This window comes from Burkholderia sp. KCJ3K979 (genome assembly GCF_016759955.1).
GTDB classification, from domain to species: domain Bacteria; phylum Pseudomonadota; class Gammaproteobacteria; order Burkholderiales; family Burkholderiaceae; genus Burkholderia; species Burkholderia orbicola.
The window spans coordinates 45,250-64,433 of record NZ_JACFYV010000018.1; the positions used below are offsets into that span (position 1 = coordinate 45,250).

The following is a 19,184-nucleotide window of genomic DNA, read 5'->3' on the forward strand; positions in this document are numbered from 1 at the left end:
AGCAATCCCGTTTTTCATCTTAAGAACCCGGAGCCACACATGTCGACCGTTGCAAGCGGCACGGCTGCGCTGAGCGATCACGCCGCCCGCCAACTAGCGAACGCTACCAAGACCGTCCCCCAGCTTTCCACGATCACGCCGCGCTGGCTGACCCATCTGCTGCAATGGGTGCCGGTCGAGGCCGGCATCTATCGCCTGAACCAGGTGAAGAACCCGGAAGCCGTGCGTGCCGCGTGCACGCAGCTCGAGGACGAAAGCGTGCTGCCGCAGACGTTCGTGCCGTACGAGGAACAGCCGCGCGAGTACTTCCTGAACGCGGTGAGCACGGTGCTCGACGTGCATACGCGGATCTCAGATCTTTACAGCAGTCCTCATGACCAGATCAAGGAACAGCTGCGCCTGACGATCGAGACGATCAAGGAGCTGCAGGAAAGCCAGCTGATCAACAACCCCGACTACGGGCTGCTCGCGAACGTGACCGACGAACAGCGGATCTTCCCGCTGACGGGCGCGCCGACGCCGGACGATCTCGACGAGCTGCTGACGAAGGTGTGGAAGGAGCCGGCGTTTTTCCTCACGCACCCGCTCGCGATCGCCGCGTTCGGCCGCGAATGCACGCGGCGCGGCGTGCCGCCGCCGACGGTCAGCCTGTTCGGCTCGCAATTCCTGACGTGGCGCGGCATTCCGCTGATTCCGTCGGACAAGGTGCCGGTCGCGGACGGCAAGACCAAGATCCTGCTGCTGCGCGTCGGCGACAAGCGTCAGGGCGTCGTCGGCCTGTATCAGCCTGGCGTCGCCGGCGAGCAGGGGCCGGGCCTGTCGGTGCGCTTCATGGGGATCAACAACCAGGCGATCGCGTCGTACCTGATCTCGCTGTATTGCTCGCTCGCGGTCCATTCGCCGGATGCGCTGGCTGTCCTCGATGACGTCGAAATCGCCAAGTTCCATGACTATCCCGACACCTACCGTTAATCCCGGCCTGGCCGGCGGCGACGCGCACGCGTTGCCGCATGCGCCGCTGCCGGCCGGCTTGCCCGACCCGGCGACGCTCGCGCGGCTCGCGTCCGAGTTCTTCGCGACGCCGCCCGGGCAGGCCACCGCGCCCGGGTTGTCGGCGGGCAGCGGCGCGGTCGGCGGCGTGCCGTCGGCCTTGCCGGCCGCGGCGCCGATTCTCGCGTCGGTGAGCAACCCGGTGCCGGGCGGTTCGCCGCTCGCAGGCCCGGGCGGGGCGGGCACCGGTGTACCGGGGCTCGCGCTGCCGCAAGGCAAGGTACCGGGTGCGAACCTCGCGCCGTCCGCGCCCACGCACGTGCTGTCGCTCGGCAACCGCGCACCCGCGCTCGCGCCGCATGCGGCCGCGCAGAACGGGTTGCCCGACAACGTCGTATCGATCGCGCCCGCGCTCGAACCGCGGGTCGGCGGCGCGGCGCTCGGCGTGCCGCAGGTGAATGCGCCGGCACCGGAAGGCGCGGCGAAGGCGTCGCCGTACTACTTCACCGACGGTTCGCTGCAGGGCTGGCAGGGGACGCCGCAGGACATCGTCGTGCCGTCGAACAGCCTCGCGTCGCCGGAAGCGTTCGGGTTGCCGGGCGACGACGCGCTGCGCGCGCTGCTCGCCGTGCAGCGTGACGTGCCGGTGTCGCGTGCATCGGGCGCATCGGGCGCGGATGTGCCGCGTTATTTCATCGACGATGCGCACGCAGCCGAGCCGCAAGGCCAGCTGTATCGTGGCGCTCATCCGCCGTTCGACGTGAACGCGATCCGCCGCGATTTCCCGATCCTGCAGGAGCGCGTGAACGGCAAGCAGCTCGTCTGGTTCGACAACGCGGCGACGACGCACAAGCCGCAGGCCGTGATCGACCGCCTCGCGTACTTCTACGCACACGAGAACTCGAACATCCACCGCGCGGCGCACGCACTGGCCGGCCGCGCGACGGATGCGTACGAGCATGCACGGGAAACGGTGCAGCGCTTCATCGGCGCATCGTCGCCCGACGAGATCGTGTTCGTGCGCGGCACGACCGAGGCGATCAACCTGATCGCGAAGACGTGGGGCGTGCAGAACGTCGGCGAGGGCGACGAGATCGTCGTGTCGAATCTCGAGCATCACGCGAACATCGTGCCGTGGCAGCAGCTTGCCGCGCTCAAGGGCGCGAAGCTGCGCGTGATTCCGGTCGACGATTCGGGGCAGGTGCTGCTCGACGAATACCGGAAGCTGCTCAACGATCGCACGAAGATCGTGTCGGTCACGCAGGTGTCGAACGCGCTCGGCACGGTCGTGCCGGTGAAGGAAATCGTCGAGCTTGCGCATCGCGCGGGCGCGAAGGCGCTGGTCGACGGTGCGCAGTCGATCTCGCACATGCGTGTCGACGTGCAGGCGCTCGACGCGGATTTCTTCGTTTTCTCCGGGCACAAGATCTACGGGCCGACCGGGATCGGCGTGGTGTACGGCAAGCGCGCGATCCTCGACGACATGCCGCCGTGGCAGGGTGGCGGCAACATGATCGCGGACGTGACGTTCGAGCGCACGGTGTTCCAGCCGCCGCCGAACCGCTTCGAAGCCGGCACCGGCAACATCGCGGATGCGGTGGGGCTCGGCGCGGCACTCGACTACGTAAACCGTGTCGGCATCGAGAACATCGCTCGCTACGAGCACGATCTGCTTGCGTATGCAACGAGTGTGCTCGCGCCGGTGCCGGGCGTGCGGCTCGTCGGCACCGCGCGTGACAAGGCGAGCGTGCTGTCGTTCGTGCTGAAGGGCTATGAGACCGAGGAAGTCGGGCAGGCGCTGAACGAAGAGGGCATCGCGGTGCGCTCGGGGCATCACTGCGCGCAGCCGATCCTGCGGCGCTTCGGGCTCGAAGCCACGGTGCGGCCGTCGCTCGCGTTCTACAACACGTGCGATGAAGTCGATGCGCTGGTGAGTGTCGTCAGGAGACTGGCGGCGCGGCGCTGACGTTTTCGTTGCGCTGATGTTGATGTTGCCCGCTTGCGGCGGCCTTCGCGGGCCGCCGCAAGCGTTTTTATGCTACCTGGTCAGAAGCGCACGACCGGCTTCTGCTCGACACTGAACCCGTCTCGCAGCACGCACGCCGAATCGGCGAAGTAGCGGCGGATCTCCGACAGCAGATCGGTGTTGCCGCGTCGGCAGAACACCACGCCCGATCCCTCCTCCGTCAACAGCTCGTCGATCAGCGATTCGGGTTGCCCGATATCGGCGAGATGGACATTCTGCACGCCGTGTGCGAGCGCATCGAGCGCGTCCCGTACGCACGGCGCCGCGTCGGCGGCCGGATGCTCGGCGAGCCATTGCTCCAGCTCCGTGATGCCGTACAGCCCGACGAGCTCGCCAAGTTCGTGCAGCAACCCTTTGTCGACCATCATCACCAACGAGACGGCGCCCGTGCGTTGCGCGAGCAGGCTGCCGAGCCGTTCAGGGCGCAGCAGCCGATCATGGCCCGCGTCGTCCGGTGCGACCGGCATCACGACCGGCACCAGTCCGTTGTCGAGAAACGCGTTCAACGCGGTGACGTCGAACCGCGCGACCGTGCTCGTGTTCGCGCTGTCAGATTCGGCGCTGGCGACCAGCAGGCCGCCGTCGTGACCGTCGATGCCGATCGCCCGGGCGCCGTGACTGCCGATCAGGCGCACCAGTTCATGGTTGACGCCGGCCATGGCGGCGTGTGTCGTGTGGACCGATTTCGCGTCGGACGCGGCGGGTACGCTCTGGACGACGATCGGGCGGATGCCGGTGAGCGCGAGCAGCGCAATATCCTGCGCGAAGCAGGAGCGCGTGTGGGCGTCGCTGGCGGCACCGCCGTCGACGATGACGACGCGCTGTCCGTGCAGCGCCCGCATGAACGGCAGTGAGCGGGCCAAGCCGGCCACGCGTTGCGTGGAAGTTTCTGGGTCTGGGAACATGGGAATCCGAAATATGAAGGGGATACCTGTCGTTACGCGATGCCTGGTCAAACAGTGCGCTGCATGAGCCGATGAATCTCGTCGGGCGTTTGCGCGTCGCGTGACGCCTGCCGGATCGCGCGTTCGCCGAACCATCGCGCGGCATCGGCGAGCAGTTCGAGGTGCGCGCGGTCGTCCGCGAGCGGCAGCACCAGCACGACGAATTCGCCCACGGGCTTGCGATCCGGTGCATTGAACGCGAACGGGTGCCGCGTACGAACGAACAGCGCGACGGCCGAACCGAGCCCGTCGACGCGTGCATGCGGAATCGCGACACCTTGCCCGAGGCCGGTCGAGCCGAGTCGTTCGCGCTTGATCAGTTCGTCCCCGATCCGCTCCGCGGAGACGCCGCTGCCGCGCGCGACATGGCATGCGACGAGGTCGAACAATTGAATCGCGCCTTCCACGGGCACGTCGAGCAGGATGTTGTCCGGCGGACAGGCATCGGTGAGCCGGGTCGTGCACGGCGTGCCGCCGCGTCGGTGCGAGAGGTCGGGTTGGCCGCCGACGGCGGCCAGCTGCGTTTGCATGCGGATTGCTCCGTGTCGGGATGACACGGAAATTCTAGTCAACCGCGCGTAAAGACGGTGTCAGATACGCGGGGGCCGGGCATTAAAATTTCGTATCGGGCACCGATGGAGCCGCGCCCGCACGGTCACGGACGCGCGCTGGTGCAGCATGGCAACCAAGCGGTGAGGGCTCCGAAAAAAGGACAAGGACGCAGAGGGTCAGCGTCCTGCCAGCATCCGCCCACCCACGCCCATCAGCAGCAGCCCGGCCGCCGTATCGAGCACGGCCTTGCGCCGGACCAGCAGCCGGCGTACCGACGGATGCGACGCGAGCAGCGCCATCGTGCAATACCACGCGGCCGAAATCGCGATCGACAGCACGACGACCGACAGATCGAGCCACGCCGGCGCATGAGCCGGCACCATCAGCGCAAAGATACTGCCGTAGAGCGCGATGGATTTCGGGTTCGTCATGCTGACGACGTAGCCTTTCCTAGCCGCGCGCCAGTCGGACAGCGCGGCCGGCGCGGAAGCGGGCAACGGCTGGCGCGCGGTCACGATCATTTTCAGGCCGAGCCAGATCAGGTAGGCGGCGCCCGCCAGCCGCAGCGCGGTGTGAACCCACGCGACATGCGTGACGAGCAGGCTCAGCCCGGCGATCGCGATCGCGGCCCAGGTGCCCGACGCGGCGGCGAGGCCGAGCCCCGTCATCATGCCGGCGCGGCGCGACAGGACGGCGGTCGACGTGACGATCACGAAATTCGGGCCCGGGCTGGCGACGCTCAGCAGCAGGACGCCGGCAAGCGGCAGCAGGGTATTGGCGATGGGCGACATGGTGTTGGGGATGGCCGGATCACGGTCATCTTACTTGAGTGCGCCGGCGTTGCTTTTCATTGGGCCGCCGTAGATCCCATACTCGAGAATCAGCTCCTCTGATTGCGATGCCACTGGCAGCGCTGGGGCGCTCTACGTGTCAGACCAGAACGAGCATTTCACTAGATGCCAAGGACTTCGTCGACATAGCGTTTTGCTTTGTGCCTCAGACCGGTTGTATCGTGGCCGAGCGTGTCTGCGGTTTTGATTTGGAGTTGAACGTATCGATCACCATCTACTCTGATTGCGGTTGCTTGATTCGGCCATTTAACCGACAGGTAGCAGCCAAATTCATTATCGTCTAGGCGAACCGCACGGACGACCGACCCATCCAGCAGGTTCACAAGGTCGTCGTTGGACTCATCTTTATGAAACTGCGGAAGGTTTGCGAGCAATCGGATCAAGGCACGAGAGGACCTGCGCAACGATCTGCGGGGAGACTCGTCCGATCGAGTGTCGGTTTCCGAGGTTTCATCGCGTCGAAATGACAGAATCAGCGAAATCAGCCCGATCGGTACTGAAACAATAAAGACTACAACTTTCCACGCAAGATGAGGGGCGGACCATTTTTCTCGGTATGTAAAATTGCGACTGATAGCGTCCGAGATAATGTTAGTTCCCCACGAGGCAGTGGCAAAGGGAATGATCCAAAGGAGGAAATTTGCTGAGCTTGTGAATGTCTTGACTTGCTCCGGAGACATTCGAAAGTTGGTTGCGACCTTCGCGGCGGTCATTGCTTCAGCGATTGGTAACCAACGAACTTGAATTTGATAGGCAGTCCACCCCGCCTGAGCGATCAGTACAGATCCAAGTAGGATTGCGCCTGCCTTGCTGATATCTTCACTTGTAAGGAAAATTGTTAGAACAACAAACACCGTCATTGAGAGAGTCAGTAAATTGGCTGACATCACGGCGTTCAGGAACGCGAGCATCATATTCGCTCCAAAATCCGTTTTTTCGGCACCAATGTACGAATCTTTAGGGTTGTGCGTTTAGCAAGATTTCCGTGAGGATGGTGTGAAGTAGTTTGACAAGGCGGCACATACGATGTGATTTGAAGGGATGCGTTGCTCATGCCGACGTAGATTATGTCGGTGGGTTGGCTCAAAAACACAACACGTGACGACAAAAATCGCCACGCGTTGTGTTTGTTGCAGCGTTGCTGGACCTATTTCTGAAACGGTCCTTTCAGACATTGTCAGAAATCGAACCCCGGCCCGCCCGCACCCGGGCCGCCCGGTGCGGCGGCCGGCGCCGCATCCTTCGGCGCTTCGTATACGGTCGCATCGGTCGTCAGCAGCAGCCCGGCCACCGACGCCGCGTTCTGCAGCGCGGTGCGCGTGACCTTGGTCGGATCGAGCACGCCCGATTCGACGAGGTCGCCGTACTCGCCCGTCTGCGCGTTGTAGCCGAAATTGCCCGTGCCTTCCGCGACCTTCGCGACGACGACGCTCGCTTCCTCGCCCGCATTCGTGACGATCTGGCGCAGCGGTTCCTCGAGGGCGCGCAGCACGATCTTGATGCCTGCGTCCTGATCGGCGTTCGCGCCCTTCAGTTCGCGGATCGCCTGCCGCACGCGGATCAGCGCGACACCGCCGCCCGGCACGATGCCTTCCTCGACGGCCGCGCGCGTGGCGTGCAGCGCGTCGTCGACGCGGTCCTTCTTCTCCTTCACCTCGATTTCGGTCGCGCCGCCGACCTTGATCACCGCCACGCCGCCCGCGAGCTTCGCGACGCGTTCCTGCAGCTTCTCGCGGTCGTAGTCGGAGGTGGCTTCTTCGATCTGCACGCGGATCTGCTTCACGCGGGCTTCGATGTTTTTCGCATCGCCTGCGCCATCGATCACGGTCGTGTTTTCCTTGCCGACCTCGATGCGCTTCGCCTGGCCCAGTTCAGCCAGCGTGGCCTTCTCGAGCGTCAGGCCCGTTTCCTCGGCGATCACCTGGCCGCCGGTGAGGATCGCGATGTCCTCGAGCAGCGCCTTGCGGCGGTCGCCGAAGCCCGGCGCCTTGACCGCGACCGTCTTCAGGATGCCGCGGATGTTGTTCACGACGAGCGTCGCGAGCGCTTCGCCTTCGACGTCTTCCGCGATGATCAGCAGCGGCCGGCCCGACTTGGCGACCTGTTCGAGCACCGGCAGCAAGTCGCGGATGTTCGAGATCTTCTTGTCGTGCAGCAGGATGTACGGGCTTTCGATCTCGGCGATCTGCTTGTCCGGATTGTTGATGAAATACGGCGACAGGTAGCCGCGATCGAATTGCAGCCCTTCGACGACGTCGAGCTCGTCGGCGAGCGACTTGCCGTCCTCGACGGTGATCACGCCTTCCTTGCCGACGCGGTCGATCGCTTCCGCGATGCGCTGGCCAATCGACTCCTCGCCGTTCGCGGAGATCGTCGCGACCTGCGCGATTTCCTTGCTCGTGGTGGTCGGCTTGCTGATCTTCTTCAATTCCTCGACGGCCGACGTGACGGCCTTGTCGATGCCGCGCTTCAGGTCGAGCGGATTGAGCCCGGCCGCGACGTATTTCTGGCCTTCACGGACGATCGCCTGCGCGAGCACGGTGGCCGTGGTCGTGCCGTCGCCGGCTGCGTCGCTGGTGCGCGACGCGACTTCCTTCACGAGTTGCGCGCCGATGTTCTGCAGCTTGTCCGCGAGTTCGATTTCCTTCGCGACCGACACGCCATCCTTCGTGACGACAGGGGCACCGAAGCTGCGTTCGAGCACGACGTTGCGGCCTTTCGGGCCGAGCGTGACCTTCACCGCGTTCGCGAGGATGTTCACGCCTTCGGTCAGCTTCGACCGTGCGATGTCGCTGAAAAGAATTTCCTTGGCTGCCATGATTGCGCTCCGTTATTGATTGACGACCGCGACGATGTCTTCTTCGCGCAGCACGAGAAACTCGTTGCCGTCCACCTTGACGGCTTGCCCCGCGTACTTGCCGAACAGCACGCGTTCACCGACCTGCAGGTCGGGCACGATGCGCTGGCCGTCCGTGTCCTTGCGGCCGGGGCCGACGGCGATCACTTCGCCCTGGTCGGGCTTTTCGGCGGCGCTGTCGGGGATCACGATGCCCGACGCGGTGGTGGTTTCCTGATCGAGTCGCTTCACGATCACGCGATCGTGCAAGGGGCGTAGGCTCATTTTTTCGTCCTGTCCTGTTCTGTCGAAATTGGCTGGCACTCTTTAACAGAGAGTGCTGACGAGTATAAAAATGCATGGCGGTGCAATCCAATAACGGATTTGCACAAGCATTCGCGCCGTCGTGCAAAGCGCGGTGAGCCCGTTATTGCGACACGGCGGGCTGCGGGACCGGCGAGCACACCGGGCGGATCGTCTCGCCGGCCAGCACGCGCTTCACGAATGGAATCGAATCGGCGAGCGATGCGTTCACGGTGCCGTTGTGTTCGCGGCCCGCATACAGATGCGCTTCGACCGTCGTGCCCGCCGCACAGGCGTCCCTGGCGAGCGCGAGTTCGAGCGGCGCGAGCCCGTCGTCCGCACCCGCGCCGATGAAAACGGGCGTCGCGATCTTCAGCGTCGGGTACTTCAGGTAGTCGTCCCACCATGCCTTCAGCCGCGCATCGCCGCCCGGCTTCACGGTGTTCGCGTGCGTGAGGTGCGCGAGCGCCGCATCGTCCTCGAGCGATGCGAGGCAGCTGATGCGCGACTGTTCGAGGATCGGCAGTGCGGTATCGGTCAGCACCTCGTCGGCGCGCAGCGACGGGTCGATCTGCTGCGCGGACAGCACCGAGTAGAACTGATACGCGAGCGTCGGATCGACGCGTTCGGGATCGCGCCGGTAGGCCGTCTCGAACTTCGGCAGCGATGCGAGTGTGGCGCGCGACGCGTTGTAGATCGTGCCGGTCGCGACGGTCGCGCGGATCGCCAGTTCGGGCGCATAGACCGGCGCATAACCGGCCGCCGCGATCACGGCCGAGCCGCCTTGCGACTGGCCGACCAGCACGACCTCGTTCGCGAGGCCCGGCACGCCGACGAGCACCGCGCGCACGCTGTCGAGCAGCGTATAGCTGTTCGAGCGGTTGTTGAGCTGCGGATTCGGGCCGGGCGTGCCGAGGCCCTGATAGTCGGTGGCGACCACCGCGAACCCTTGCTGAAGCCACGCGTTCAGGTAGCGCACGTCGCGATACGAGCGGCCGAACCATGACGGCGCGCAGATGTCGGCCATCCCGAACGTGCCGTGCGCCCACGCGACGATCGGCCAGCCGCCGGCCGGCGGCGTGCCGCGCGGCAGGAACAGCGCGCCCGACACCGCGATCGGCGTGCGGCCGCCGACGCCGTCGGTCGATGCGTACAGGATGCGCAATTGCCGCGCGGCACTCGCGAGCCCGAGCGTCGCGGGCAGCGCTTCGGTGCGCAGCAGCGCGCCGGGCGTGGCCGGAACGTCGCGGTCCCACGTGTAGAACGCGGATACGCGGCCGTCGCCCTGTAGCGGGTCCGGGGCGGGGACACGGCCCGGCGACGCCGCGAGCGAAATGACGGAAGACACGGCGAGTGCCGATACGAGCAGCGTGCGCGCGGCGATGCCGCGCAGGGAAAGAAGCGTCATGGCTGGATGAAGGTCGGTGAGAGCGGATACGCCGGGTAAGGCCGGCGCGGGCCGAGTGCGATGCAAGTTTCGAACCAGCGGGGTCGTTGCGTACGCAACGCGCGGTATGGCGGAGCGATGGATCGATGCCGCGCGCATCATCCACACGCACTGACTGCGTGTCGCGCAGCAATCCCGGCCGGCACGGTGTTGCTTGCGCAACAGATGCGCTGGCGCAGGCTGCACGCCGCAAGTCGGGCGTCGCATGCCTGCGCCGCGTCAGCCGGCCCTCGAGATGCCCATCGCCGCGCTGGCACGATTGCTGCTGATTCGTCGACCGTGCGTCGCGGCGTTGCGACGCGAGCCCATCCGTTCAACCGATCAAGGAACCTTCCTCATGTCCGTCACCCAAGCCATCGACAGCGGCGAACTCGTGGCATTCGTCGAGCGCGCCACGCGCGAATTCGCGCAGGCCGAGCGCGTGCTGAAGGAAACGCGCACGCTCAGCGCCACCAACACGTTCCAGGCGTTTCAGCGCGTGCCGGGCACGGAGCTCGTCGTCGCGCTGTCGGCGCCGAGCCCGTGGGCCGCGTCGCGGGAGATCCAGCCGGTCGTCGTGACGCTCGACGGCGACGTGTTGCACGGCGATGCGCGCGCGGGCGGCAACGGCCCACGCTACGCGGGCGTATTTCGCGAGGTGCCGGAAGTCGACGTGGTGATTCATGTCCACGGCCCGTATCTCGGCGCATGGGCGAGCGCGCATCGTCCGCTGCCGATCCGTTACGCGCCGGCCGCGCGCTATACGCGGGCACGCGAAATCCCCGTCTACGTCGATCGCCGCCCCGGCGAGCCGCGCTTCATCGTCGACACGATCCGGCGCGATCCCGACGTGCCGGCGATCATCGAGGCGAACGGCGGCGCGACGTTCTGGGGCAAGTCGATCCTCGACGTGTCGAAGTACATCCTGATCCTCGAGGAAGCCGCGTACTTCCAGGCGCTCGCGGAACCGCTCGGCGGCTCGCTCGAATTCGGGCCGGGCGCGCTCGAACAGCAATGGAAGATGACCGGCCTCGCATGATGCCGCGCGGCGGCCGGCGCAATCCGGCCGCCGTCATACCGATAGCTCGATGAATTGGTTCGTGGCCGGCGTGCGCCTTGCTATCGTCGAACCTTCCCCGTTCAACACGCCGGTCGTGCCATGGCCATCTTCAGCTTGCCGGACCCGACTTCGCACGCGATCACGATTCGCGCGAAGGCACTGACGTTCGACGATCCCAAATCGCGGGTGCTGCTCGAACGCATCCAGCTCGTCGCACCGAGCGATGCGACGGTGCTCGTCACCGGCGAGAGCGGCACCGGCAAGGAGCTGATCGCGCGCCTCGTGCATTCGCTGAGCGAGCGCCACGACGGGCCGTTCGTCGCGGTCAACTGCGGGGCTTTTTCGGAAACGCTGATCGAAAGCGAGCTGTTCGGCCACGAGCGCGGCGCGTTCACCGGCGCGATCAACAGCCAGCCCGGCTGGTTCGAATCCGCGAATCGCGGCACGCTGTTTCTCGATGAAGTGGGCGACCTGCCGCTGTCCGCGCAGGTCAAGCTGCTGCGTGTGCTGCAGGAGCGCGAGGTGACGCCGGTCGGCTCGCGCAAGACCGTGAAGATCGACGTGCGGCTCGTCGCGGCGACCAACGTGAATCTCGAAGCCGCGGTGCGCGCGGGCAATTTCCGCGAGGATCTGTACTACCGGCTCAACGTCGTGAAGCTGAGCCTGTTGCCGCTGCGCGAGCGGCCGGGCGACATCGCGCCGCTGATCGAACACTTCATCGACACCTACGCGAAGCGGCTGCGCGTGGCCGCGCCGACGCTGACCGACGCCGCGCGCGCGCGGCTACATGCGCATGCATGGCCCGGCAACATCCGCGAACTGGAGAACGTGATTCACCACGCGGTGCTGATCTGCGCAGGCGGCGCGATCGACGTCGGCGACCTGCAATTCTCCGCGCTGTCACTCGCACCCGACCCGGCCGACGCACCAGGCACGGCCGCCGCGCCGCCGCGCCGCGCGCGCGACGTGGCCGAAGCGACCGACGCGCTGCGCCACGCGGTGATCGAACTGCTGGATCTCGGCACGCCGGCGCTGTGGCAGCACATCGAGGACACCGTGTATCGCAGCGTGTTCGACTACAGCGAGCACAACCAGCTGCGGATGTCACGCCTGCTCGACCAGTCGCGCAACATCGTGCGTGCCCGGCTCGCGCAGCTCGGCATCCTGAAGCCGCGCGACGCGGGCGACGGCGGCGACGCCGACACCGGCGCGCGGCTGCGCCGTCAGGCGTGATCGCGCCAGCGCAGCGCGCGCTGGGCGATCCGCTCGCATAACGCACTCATGCCGACGGCCAACGCCGTCACGCCCAGCACGCACACCAGCAGCACGTCGGCGCGCGCGCCGGCCTGCGCGTTCTGCATCAGGCTGCCGACGCCGGCGCCCGTATTGAACAGCAGCTCGCTGCTGGTCGCGGTGATCCACGCGAACGGCACGGCCTGCAGCACGCCCGCGAACAGGTCGGGCAACGCGCCGGGGATCAGCACGTCGCGCCACAGGCCGATGCGGGTCAGGCGATACGACTGCGCGAGTTCGACGTAGCGCGGATCGACGCGGCGCAACCCGTCGAAGCTGGCGGTGGTCATCGGGTAGAACGCGGCCAGCGCGATGATGAACACCTTCGCGAATTCGCCGGTGCCGGCCCACAGGCTCAGCAGCGGAATCAGGCCGAGCAGCGGTACGTAGCGCAGCGCCTGGAACGCCGGTTCGCCGAGCTTGCGCGCGAGCGTCGAACGCGCCATCGCCGCGCCGAACACGAGCCCGAACGCGACGCCGAAGCCGAGCCCGAGCGTCGCGCGGCGCAGGCTCGCGCCGAGATCGGTCGCGAGTTCGCCGCTGCGTGCAAGTTCGACGAGCGCGGCGCCGACCTGCTGCAGCGGCACGAACGCATATTGATGGGCCGCGTCGCCGGACGAGGCGGTTTGCCAGGCGGCCAGCAGCAGCGCCGGTACGACGAGGCCGCGCGCGCGGCGGCGCAGCGGGGCGAGCGAGGCAACGCGGGTAACGAAGGTCATGCCGAAGCGGTTCCGGTCAGGGTCAGCGCGCGGGCGTCTGCCAGCGCAGCGCATAACGTTGGACGAGTGCGATCGAGCGGTCGAGCGCGAAGCCGATCAGCCCGATTACCGCGACGTCGACGAGCACCACGTCGAGCCGCAGCATCTGCCGGGCGAGTTCCATCATCTGACCGATGCCGCTGTCCGCGCTGAGCAGCTCGACCGCGACGAGCGCGAGCCACGCACGCGCGAGCGCGATCCGCACGCCGGTGAGCAGCGGCGGCAGCGCGGCCGGCAGCAGCACGTCGCGCAGCAGCGCGAAGCGGCCGAGCCCGTAGTGGCGCGCCATCTCGACGAGATCGCGCGGCGCGTCGTGCACGCCCGTGTACGCGGCCAGTGCGACCGGGAAGAACACGGCCTTGCCGACCACGACGAGCTTCAACGGTTCGTCGACGCCGATCAGCAGGATCAGCAGCGGAATCAATGTGAGCGTGGGCAATTGCCGCAACAGGTCGAAGGTCGGCCGCAGGTAGTCGGCGAACAGCCGGCTGCGTGCGAGCAGGATGCCGAATGCGGCGCCGCTGGTCGCGCCGATCGCAAAACCGAGCACGAGGCGGTGCAGCGTGATCGACAAGTTATCGCGCAGTTCGCCGGTGTCGAGCAGCGTGCGCAGCGTCGCCGCGAGGCGCTCGGGCGGCACGACGAGCTGCGGCGGAAACCAGCGCTGCGCGCTAGCGAGCCACCACAGCGCGGCGAATGCGACGGGCGTGATCCACCACAGCGCGTGGTCGCCGAGCCGCGCGACGCCCGGCAGGCGAACCGCCGCGCGCAAGCCGTTCGGCGCGAGGGCGCGCGTCGCCATCAGCGGCTTGCGACGCGCGGGGCGTCGGCGCGCCAGTAGCCGTCGAGGCCGAGCTGCTTGAGCGCGGTCGACACGAAGGTCGGCGCGAGCAGCGCGTTCACGTCGACCGGCGCGGACGTCAGCCCGGCTTGGCGGCTGTACGCGACGACATCGCGGTAGTGGCCGGTCAACGCCGGCGTGAAGAGCGGCGTCCATTGCTCCTTCCACGGCGTCGCTTCGTCCGCGTATTCGCGGCGCACGACGCTTTCCGGCTGGCCGGACGCGCTCAGGATCTTCACGTACGCGTCGCGGTTCTGCGGCTGCGAGATCCAGTGCGCGGCCCGGACGTAGGCCGTCGCGACGATCTGCGTGATGTCGGGGTAGCGCCGCACGAAATCGTCGGACGCCCACAGTTCCGCGCGCATCTTCCAGTCGTCGGGCGCGCGCTTGGTCGACCAGATGATCTTGCCGACGTTCTTGTCGACGAGCGAATACGCGTCGGACAGCGTGAAGAAGCCGTCGACGCGGCCGGCCGCGACGGCCGCCGCGCCGGCCTGCGGATCGAGGTTGTAGATCCTGAAGTCGGACAGCTTCAGCCCGTTCTCGGCGAGCAGCTTGCTGAACGGCACTTCCCACGGCCGGCCGCGATTGAGTGCGATGCGCTTGCCCTTGAGGTCGACGATCGACTTCGCGCTCGAGCCGGCCGGCACGACCAGATAGGTATTGCTGCCGACGCCGCCCGGCACGATCAGGCGCGTGTGCGTGCCCGACGCGTTGACGACCACCGACGGCAGGTCGCCGTAGCCGGCGAAATCGATGCTGCCGTTTGTGAATGCCTCGTTGACGAGCGTGCCGACCGCGGCGGTCGACACCGGCACCCATTGCAGCGTCACGTGTCGCGCGGCGAGCGCTTTTTCGAGCGACTTGTCGGCGTCGATCAGCGCGGATGCGCCCGCGTATTGCGTCTTGCCGCCGCTCGAATACGCGACGACGGCGATCCGCACGACCTTGGGCGCGTCTTGCGCGTGGGCGGCGGGCGTGACGAGCGATGCGACGGCCAACGGTAGCGCGGCGAGCAGCGCGCGCAGCGGGCGATGCAGCGACGCGAGGGAGAGTGTGGGTTTCATGATGGTCCGGAGCAGTGAACGTGAAAGGGGCTCACGCGCGCTTCTGCAACGACGGCCGCAGCACGTCGGCGAGCGGGCGCGGATCGATCCAGTCGGCGACGTCGAAATCGGCTTCCAGAAAACCGTGGTCGTGCAGGAACGTCTTGAACTCGTCGAGCGCGGCGACCGATTCGTCGTCGAGATTGATGCCGAGATGCCGGTGCAACTGGTTGCCGTACGCGGCGCGCACCCAGTCGATCGACGACGCGGTTTCGCCGGCCACGTAGTGCGCGGTTTCCTCGGGATGCGTGCCGGCCCATTCGCCGGCGGCGACCACGAGTTTCAGGAAGCCGGCGACGATGTCGGGGTGGTTCGCGAGCACGTCCGCGTTGACGGTCAGCGGGCGCGGCGTGCCGTTGTTGTTGCGGATCGAGCGCTCCGGATGAAAGCCGATGTCGATCACGACGTGTGCGCCGATCAGTTGCGCGATCTCGAGGCCCGTCGAACCCTTCACGTAGATCGCGTCGACTTCGCCGCGCAGCAGCGCGCCGGCTTCGGCCGCATACAGCGCACGGCTCGAAAAGCCTTGCGGCGACGCGAACAGGCTCGCCGCGCGCGCCGGCCCGACGGCTTGCAGCGTGCGGGCGCGCACGTCGACGCGTTCGACGTCGCCGAGCGTCAGCCCGTCGAGGCTCAGCGCATTGACGAAGCCGCGCAGCGCCGACGCGCGAAAGATGTCGATGCGATCGTCGGGGCGGCTCGGAATCGCGATCCGGCGCCCGCGCAACGCCTTCACGGAGCGGATGCCCGACTCGGGGCGCGCGAGGATCAGCTGCGATTCGTCGACCCACGACAACCCGATCACGCGTGTGTTCGCGTCGTTCGAGCGCGCCCACATCGCGGGGATGCTGCCGCCCTGACGAAACGACTGCGCGAGCGTGTGGTCGCTGATCGACGACACGTCGTGCCGCGTGGCGCCGCGCGGCGAGCGGATCGCGACGCCGTCGGCCGAGGTCTCGCCGTTGAGCCAGCCGAGGTGCACGGCGATGCCGAGCGGCGTCGGCACCGGCGATCGGGCGTACCAGAACGTCTGCTGCTTGTCCGATGACGAATCGGGCCTGTCTGTCATGTGTGAGATTCCCCTGTCTGGGTAAGCGTGGTCGAGGCGCGGTGTCGCTCGCGCGGGCCGTTCCACGTTGCAAGTTCCGGGCCAGTGAACGGCGACCGCCGTGCGGCCGGCGGCGCGGACCTCACGGGCGATGCTCGGCATGGCGGCAGTTCCCTGCGTTGTTGCGTGAGCAACAGTCGCGTCGGGCGCTGTTGCGCGCGCAGCACCGGTGCGGCGGAAGCAGCAGCGGCACGGGTGCGTGTCGCGACATGTCCGGCGGCACCCGGCGCACATGATTCGAATCGTCGCGCACGCCCGACCCGCAAGGCGCCGCGCGCATTCGCCGGCGGCTTCGCGCATGTCGCGGCGAACCCGTTGGCACACCGCGTGCTTTACAGCGCTACAAACGCGCGGCACGCCGGTGCCGCACGCAATCCGAACGGGCCGACAAGGAGAATCCCGATGGCTGTTGAATTTCTGTGGCGCCTGCCGATGCACGGCGACGGCCGGCGCGCACACGATCTGCATACGCGCGGCGAATGGAATCGCCAGCGCGCGTCGCGTGTCGCACCGAAAGTCGACGACGACGCGTTCGGCTACATCGACTATCTGTCGCAGGTCGCGCGCGCGGCCGACATCGCCGGCTTCCACGGCGCGCTGATTCCGATCTTCCGCTTCACCGAGGAACCGTGGGTCGTGGCGGCCGCGCTGGCGCGCGAGACGCGCCGGCTGCGCCTGCTGATCGCGCTGCAGCCGCATTTCGTGCATCCGGTCTATGCGGCGCAGATGGCCGCGAGCCTGCAGCGGATAAGCCGCGGCCGCGTCGAGTGGAACGTCGTCACGGGCGGCGGCGGGCCCGACCAGCGTGCGTACGGCGACTTCATCGATCACGACAGCCGCTATGCGCGCACCGACGAATTCCTCGATGTCGTGAAGGGCGTCGCGGCCGGCGCGCCGTTCACGTTCGACGGCCGCTTCTATCGCGTCGAGGAGGGCGGTCTGCTGCCGCCGCTGAGCGGCCAGAAACCGCCGCGGATCTATCTGGCCGGCGCGAGCGACGCGGCGCTCGCGGTCGCCGCGAAGCACGGCGACGTGCACCTGAGCTGGGGCGAGCCGCTCGCGAAGCAGAAGGAAGTGATCGATGCGGCGCGCCGCGCGCTCGACCGGCAGAACGCCGAGCGCGACCTGCGCTTCGGCATGCGCATCGACATCCTGGCGCGCGAGACCGAGGAGCAGGCGTGGGCCGAGCTGCGGCAGATGTTCGCGACGGTGGGCGACACGACGCGCAACGGCTTCGGCGGGCGCGGCGCAGCGTCGGAATCGATCGGCGCGAAACGCCAGTTCGCGCTGCACCAGGGCAACACGCAGCACTTCGACGACCTGATCGTCGGCCCGAACCTGTGGGCCGGGATGTCGCAGATCCGCGGCGGCCCCGGCTGCGTGATCGTCGGCAGCCACGAGCAGGTGGCCGAGCGGCTCGCGGAATACGTCGAGATCGGCGTGTCGACGTTCATCCTCGCGAGCAACCCGCACCTCGAAGAAGCGTACCGCGTGGGCGAGGAAGTGCTGCCGCTCGTCGACGGCGCGCTGAACGCGCGCGGCACGCAGGCGGCGCTGCGCGTGGCCGGCGCCTGAGCGCGGCGGCCCGCCGCCACGCACCCATGACAACGACAAGGACACTCACCATGACGACACTCGCTGCGCAGGCCACGGCTTGCGACGCACTCTGGTACACGCGCTGCCCGGTGCCGACCGCGCTCGGCATCGCCGTGCATCGCGGCTGGTTCGACGAGGAGTTCGGGCCGGACGGCATCGCACTCCATTCGCTGCAGGAGACGGCCGACGCCGACAAGCGCGAATCGCACTTCGATCACAGCCTGCCGCACTCGTTCCGGCAGGGCGGCAACATTCCCGCGCTGTGGGCGCGGGCCCGCGGCGCCGATACGCGCGTGATCGGCCTGTCGTGGACCAACGAATTCCAGGCGATCGTCACGCTGCCCGAGCGCGGCATCCGCACCGCGCGCGACCTGCGCGGCCGGCGGCTCGGCTTGCCGCGCCATCCGATCAGCATCGACTTCTGGCGCGCGGCCGCGCTGAAGGGGTTCCTGAGCGCGCTCGAGCTGGAAGGGCTCGGCCACGGCGACGCCGAATGGGTCGACCTGCCCGACACGCGCGAGCGCCACACCGGGCCCGCGTCGTTCACGCGCGGCCCGCACGAATACGGGCTCGAAATCGCGGCGCTCGTGCGCGGCGACGTCGACGCGGTGTTCGTGAAGGGCGTGGCCGGGCTGGAAACCGTGCATCTGATCGACGCGCAGGTCGTCATCGATCTCGGCGCGCATCCCGATCCGCTGGTGCGGATCGGCAACGGCACGCCGCGCACGCTGACCGTCGACCGCGCGCTGATCGACGCACGCCCCGATCTCGTGAGCCGCTTCCTGTCGGTCGTGGTCGGTGCGGGTGACTGGGCCGCGCGCCATCCGGCGGAGACGGTCGCGTATATCGGCCGCGAAACGCGTGCATCCGACGAGTGGGTGCGCTACGCGTATGGCGCGGACGTGCATCGCCATCTGGAGACCGGGCTCGCGCCGACGTCGATCGACGGGTTGGTCGCATTCAAGGATTTTCTCGTCGAGTGGGGCTTTCTCGAACACGATTTCGACGCGCGCGCGTGGATCGATCCGGCGCCGTTCACGCAGATCGACCGGCACCGCCATGCGTGGGTCGCGTAGCGCGCCGCGGCGTGTCATTGCAAGGAGTCGAACATGACAGGGCTGACGATCGAATACGGCGCGCCGCCCGCGCGCCGGCATGCGGCACGTGCGGCGCCGCGCACGGTGGCGGCGGTTGCGCGGCCGCCGTCGTTGCCGCCGTCCGCGCAGGTCGACGCACGGGCCGCACCGGCGAACGGATGGCGTGGCGCGGCGGCGATTGCGCTGGCCATCGCGGCGCTGCATGCGGGCGTCGCGCTGCTGGCCGCGCGCGTGCCTGCCGCACCGCCCGTGCAGCCGCCGCGGCCGTTGCCGATGACGGTCGAGCTGACGCGGCCGCCCGAACCGCTGCCGCAGGCCGCGCAACCGCCGCCGCCGGTCGTGCCGCCGAAGCCGTTGAAGCAGGCGCCGACCCCACCGAAGCCGCGCGCGGCCGTAC

At 67.6% G+C, this 19,184-nt stretch carries 17 protein-coding genes and 1 pseudogene; 7 read left to right on the forward strand and 11 right to left on the reverse strand.

What is annotated here, in order from left to right; all coding sequences use genetic code 11:
• Nucleotides 1-39: 39 nt before the first annotated feature.
• Nucleotides 40-972, forward strand: coding sequence for a family 2A encapsulin nanocompartment shell protein (locus tag H3O04_RS07030; RefSeq protein WP_006479760.1), 933 nt, complete (start codon nucleotides 40-42; stop codon nucleotides 970-972).
• On the forward strand, nucleotides 947-2,956 hold the full coding sequence (locus tag H3O04_RS07035) for a family 2A encapsulin nanocompartment cargo protein cysteine desulfurase (RefSeq protein ID WP_202587405.1): 2,010 nt from the start codon (nucleotides 947-949) through the stop codon (nucleotides 2,954-2,956). Before H3O04_RS07030 ends, H3O04_RS07035 begins: the two co-directional genes overlap by 26 nt.
• 80 nt (nucleotides 2,957-3,036) lie before the next feature.
• Here H3O04_RS07035 and H3O04_RS07040 read toward each other — a convergent pair whose 3' ends face one another.
• From H3O04_RS07040 to H3O04_RS07070, 7 genes are all read right to left on the reverse strand, one after another.
• On the reverse strand, nucleotides 3,037-3,921 hold the full coding sequence (locus H3O04_RS07040; RefSeq protein ID WP_202587412.1) for an amino acid kinase family protein: 885 nt from the start codon (nucleotides 3,919-3,921) through the stop codon (nucleotides 3,037-3,039).
• 47 nt (nucleotides 3,922-3,968) lie between these two features.
• Complete coding sequence (locus H3O04_RS07045; RefSeq protein WP_202587406.1) at nucleotides 3,969-4,490, reverse strand: PTS sugar transporter subunit IIA; 522 nt, start codon at nucleotides 4,488-4,490, stop codon at nucleotides 3,969-3,971.
• Between the two features lie 198 nt (nucleotides 4,491-4,688).
• Nucleotides 4,689-5,303: a LysE family translocator gene (locus tag H3O04_RS07050; protein ID WP_124591406.1), complete on the reverse strand. Its 615-nt coding sequence runs from the start codon at nucleotides 5,301-5,303 to the stop codon at nucleotides 4,689-4,691.
• Nucleotides 5,304-5,464: 161 nt separating this feature from the next.
• The gene (locus H3O04_RS07055) at nucleotides 5,465-6,277 is read right to left on the reverse strand and encodes a hypothetical protein (protein WP_124591407.1); all 813 of its coding nucleotides are present in this window, start codon (nucleotides 6,275-6,277) and stop codon (nucleotides 5,465-5,467) included.
• Between the two features lie 263 nt (nucleotides 6,278-6,540).
• Nucleotides 6,541-8,181 carry a chaperonin GroEL gene (gene groL / locus H3O04_RS07060; protein ID WP_006479755.1) on the reverse strand — a complete coding sequence of 547 codons (1,641 nt, stop codon included), beginning with the start codon at nucleotides 8,179-8,181 and terminating at the stop codon, nucleotides 6,541-6,543.
• A gap of 12 nt (nucleotides 8,182-8,193) precedes the next feature.
• On the reverse strand, nucleotides 8,194-8,484 hold the full coding sequence (locus H3O04_RS07065; RefSeq protein WP_011694564.1) for a co-chaperone GroES: 291 nt from the start codon (nucleotides 8,482-8,484) through the stop codon (nucleotides 8,194-8,196).
• Nucleotides 8,485-8,626: 142 nt separating this feature from the next.
• A complete protein-coding gene (locus tag H3O04_RS07070; protein WP_202587407.1) occupies nucleotides 8,627-9,910 on the reverse strand; it encodes a lipase family protein in 1,284 nt (427 codons plus the stop codon).
• A 376-nt stretch (nucleotides 9,911-10,286) separates the two neighbouring features.
• Here H3O04_RS07070 and H3O04_RS07075 point away from each other — a divergent pair, with 376 nt between their 5' ends.
• Both H3O04_RS07075 and H3O04_RS07080 read left to right on the forward strand, forming a co-directional pair.
• The gene (locus H3O04_RS07075; protein ID WP_011694566.1) at nucleotides 10,287-10,967 is read left to right on the forward strand and encodes a class II aldolase/adducin family protein; all 681 of its coding nucleotides are present in this window, start codon (nucleotides 10,287-10,289) and stop codon (nucleotides 10,965-10,967) included.
• A gap of 120 nt (nucleotides 10,968-11,087) precedes the next feature.
• A complete protein-coding gene (locus H3O04_RS07080; protein WP_124548054.1) occupies nucleotides 11,088-12,221 on the forward strand; it encodes a sigma-54 interaction domain-containing protein in 1,134 nt (377 codons plus the stop codon).
• On the opposite strand, the gene H3O04_RS07085 is transcribed toward H3O04_RS07080, so the two are convergent.
• The 4 genes from H3O04_RS07085 to H3O04_RS07100 are packed head-to-tail and all read right to left on the reverse strand — an operon-like array spanning nucleotide 12,212 to nucleotide 16,055.
• Nucleotides 12,212-13,000 carry an ABC transporter permease gene (locus H3O04_RS07085; protein ID WP_202587408.1) on the reverse strand — a complete coding sequence of 263 codons (789 nt, stop codon included), beginning with the start codon at nucleotides 12,998-13,000 and terminating at the stop codon, nucleotides 12,212-12,214. The genes H3O04_RS07080 and H3O04_RS07085 overlap by 10 nt on opposite strands.
• A gap of 22 nt (nucleotides 13,001-13,022) precedes the next feature.
• Nucleotides 13,023-13,841 (reverse strand): ABC transporter permease, encoded by an 819-nt coding sequence (locus tag H3O04_RS07090; protein WP_077218057.1) that lies wholly within the window; start codon nucleotides 13,839-13,841, stop codon nucleotides 13,023-13,025.
• Nucleotides 13,841-14,947: a PhnD/SsuA/transferrin family substrate-binding protein gene (locus tag H3O04_RS07095; protein ID WP_124482940.1), complete on the reverse strand. Its 1,107-nt coding sequence runs from the start codon at nucleotides 14,945-14,947 to the stop codon at nucleotides 13,841-13,843. The genes H3O04_RS07090 and H3O04_RS07095 overlap by 1 nt, the downstream gene beginning before the upstream one ends.
• A 31-nt stretch (nucleotides 14,948-14,978) precedes the next feature.
• Nucleotides 14,979-16,055: an ABC transporter substrate-binding protein gene (locus H3O04_RS07100; RefSeq protein ID WP_053526278.1), complete on the reverse strand. Its 1,077-nt coding sequence runs from the start codon at nucleotides 16,053-16,055 to the stop codon at nucleotides 14,979-14,981.
• A gap of 441 nt (nucleotides 16,056-16,496) precedes the next feature.
• Here H3O04_RS07100 and H3O04_RS07105 point away from each other — a divergent pair, with 441 nt between their 5' ends.
• The 3 genes and pseudogenes from H3O04_RS07105 to H3O04_RS07115 form a co-directional block, all read left to right on the forward strand.
• Nucleotides 16,497-17,669: an LLM class flavin-dependent oxidoreductase gene (locus H3O04_RS07105; RefSeq protein WP_202587409.1), complete on the forward strand. Its 1,173-nt coding sequence runs from the start codon at nucleotides 16,497-16,499 to the stop codon at nucleotides 17,667-17,669.
• A gap of 50 nt (nucleotides 17,670-17,719) precedes the next feature.
• A complete protein-coding gene (locus H3O04_RS07110; protein WP_011694573.1) occupies nucleotides 17,720-18,766 on the forward strand; it encodes an ABC transporter substrate-binding protein in 1,047 nt (348 codons plus the stop codon).
• A 33-nt stretch (nucleotides 18,767-18,799) separates the two neighbouring features.
• Nucleotides 18,800-19,184 (forward strand): annotated as a pseudogene (locus H3O04_RS07115) (energy transducer TonB); the annotation flags it as partial.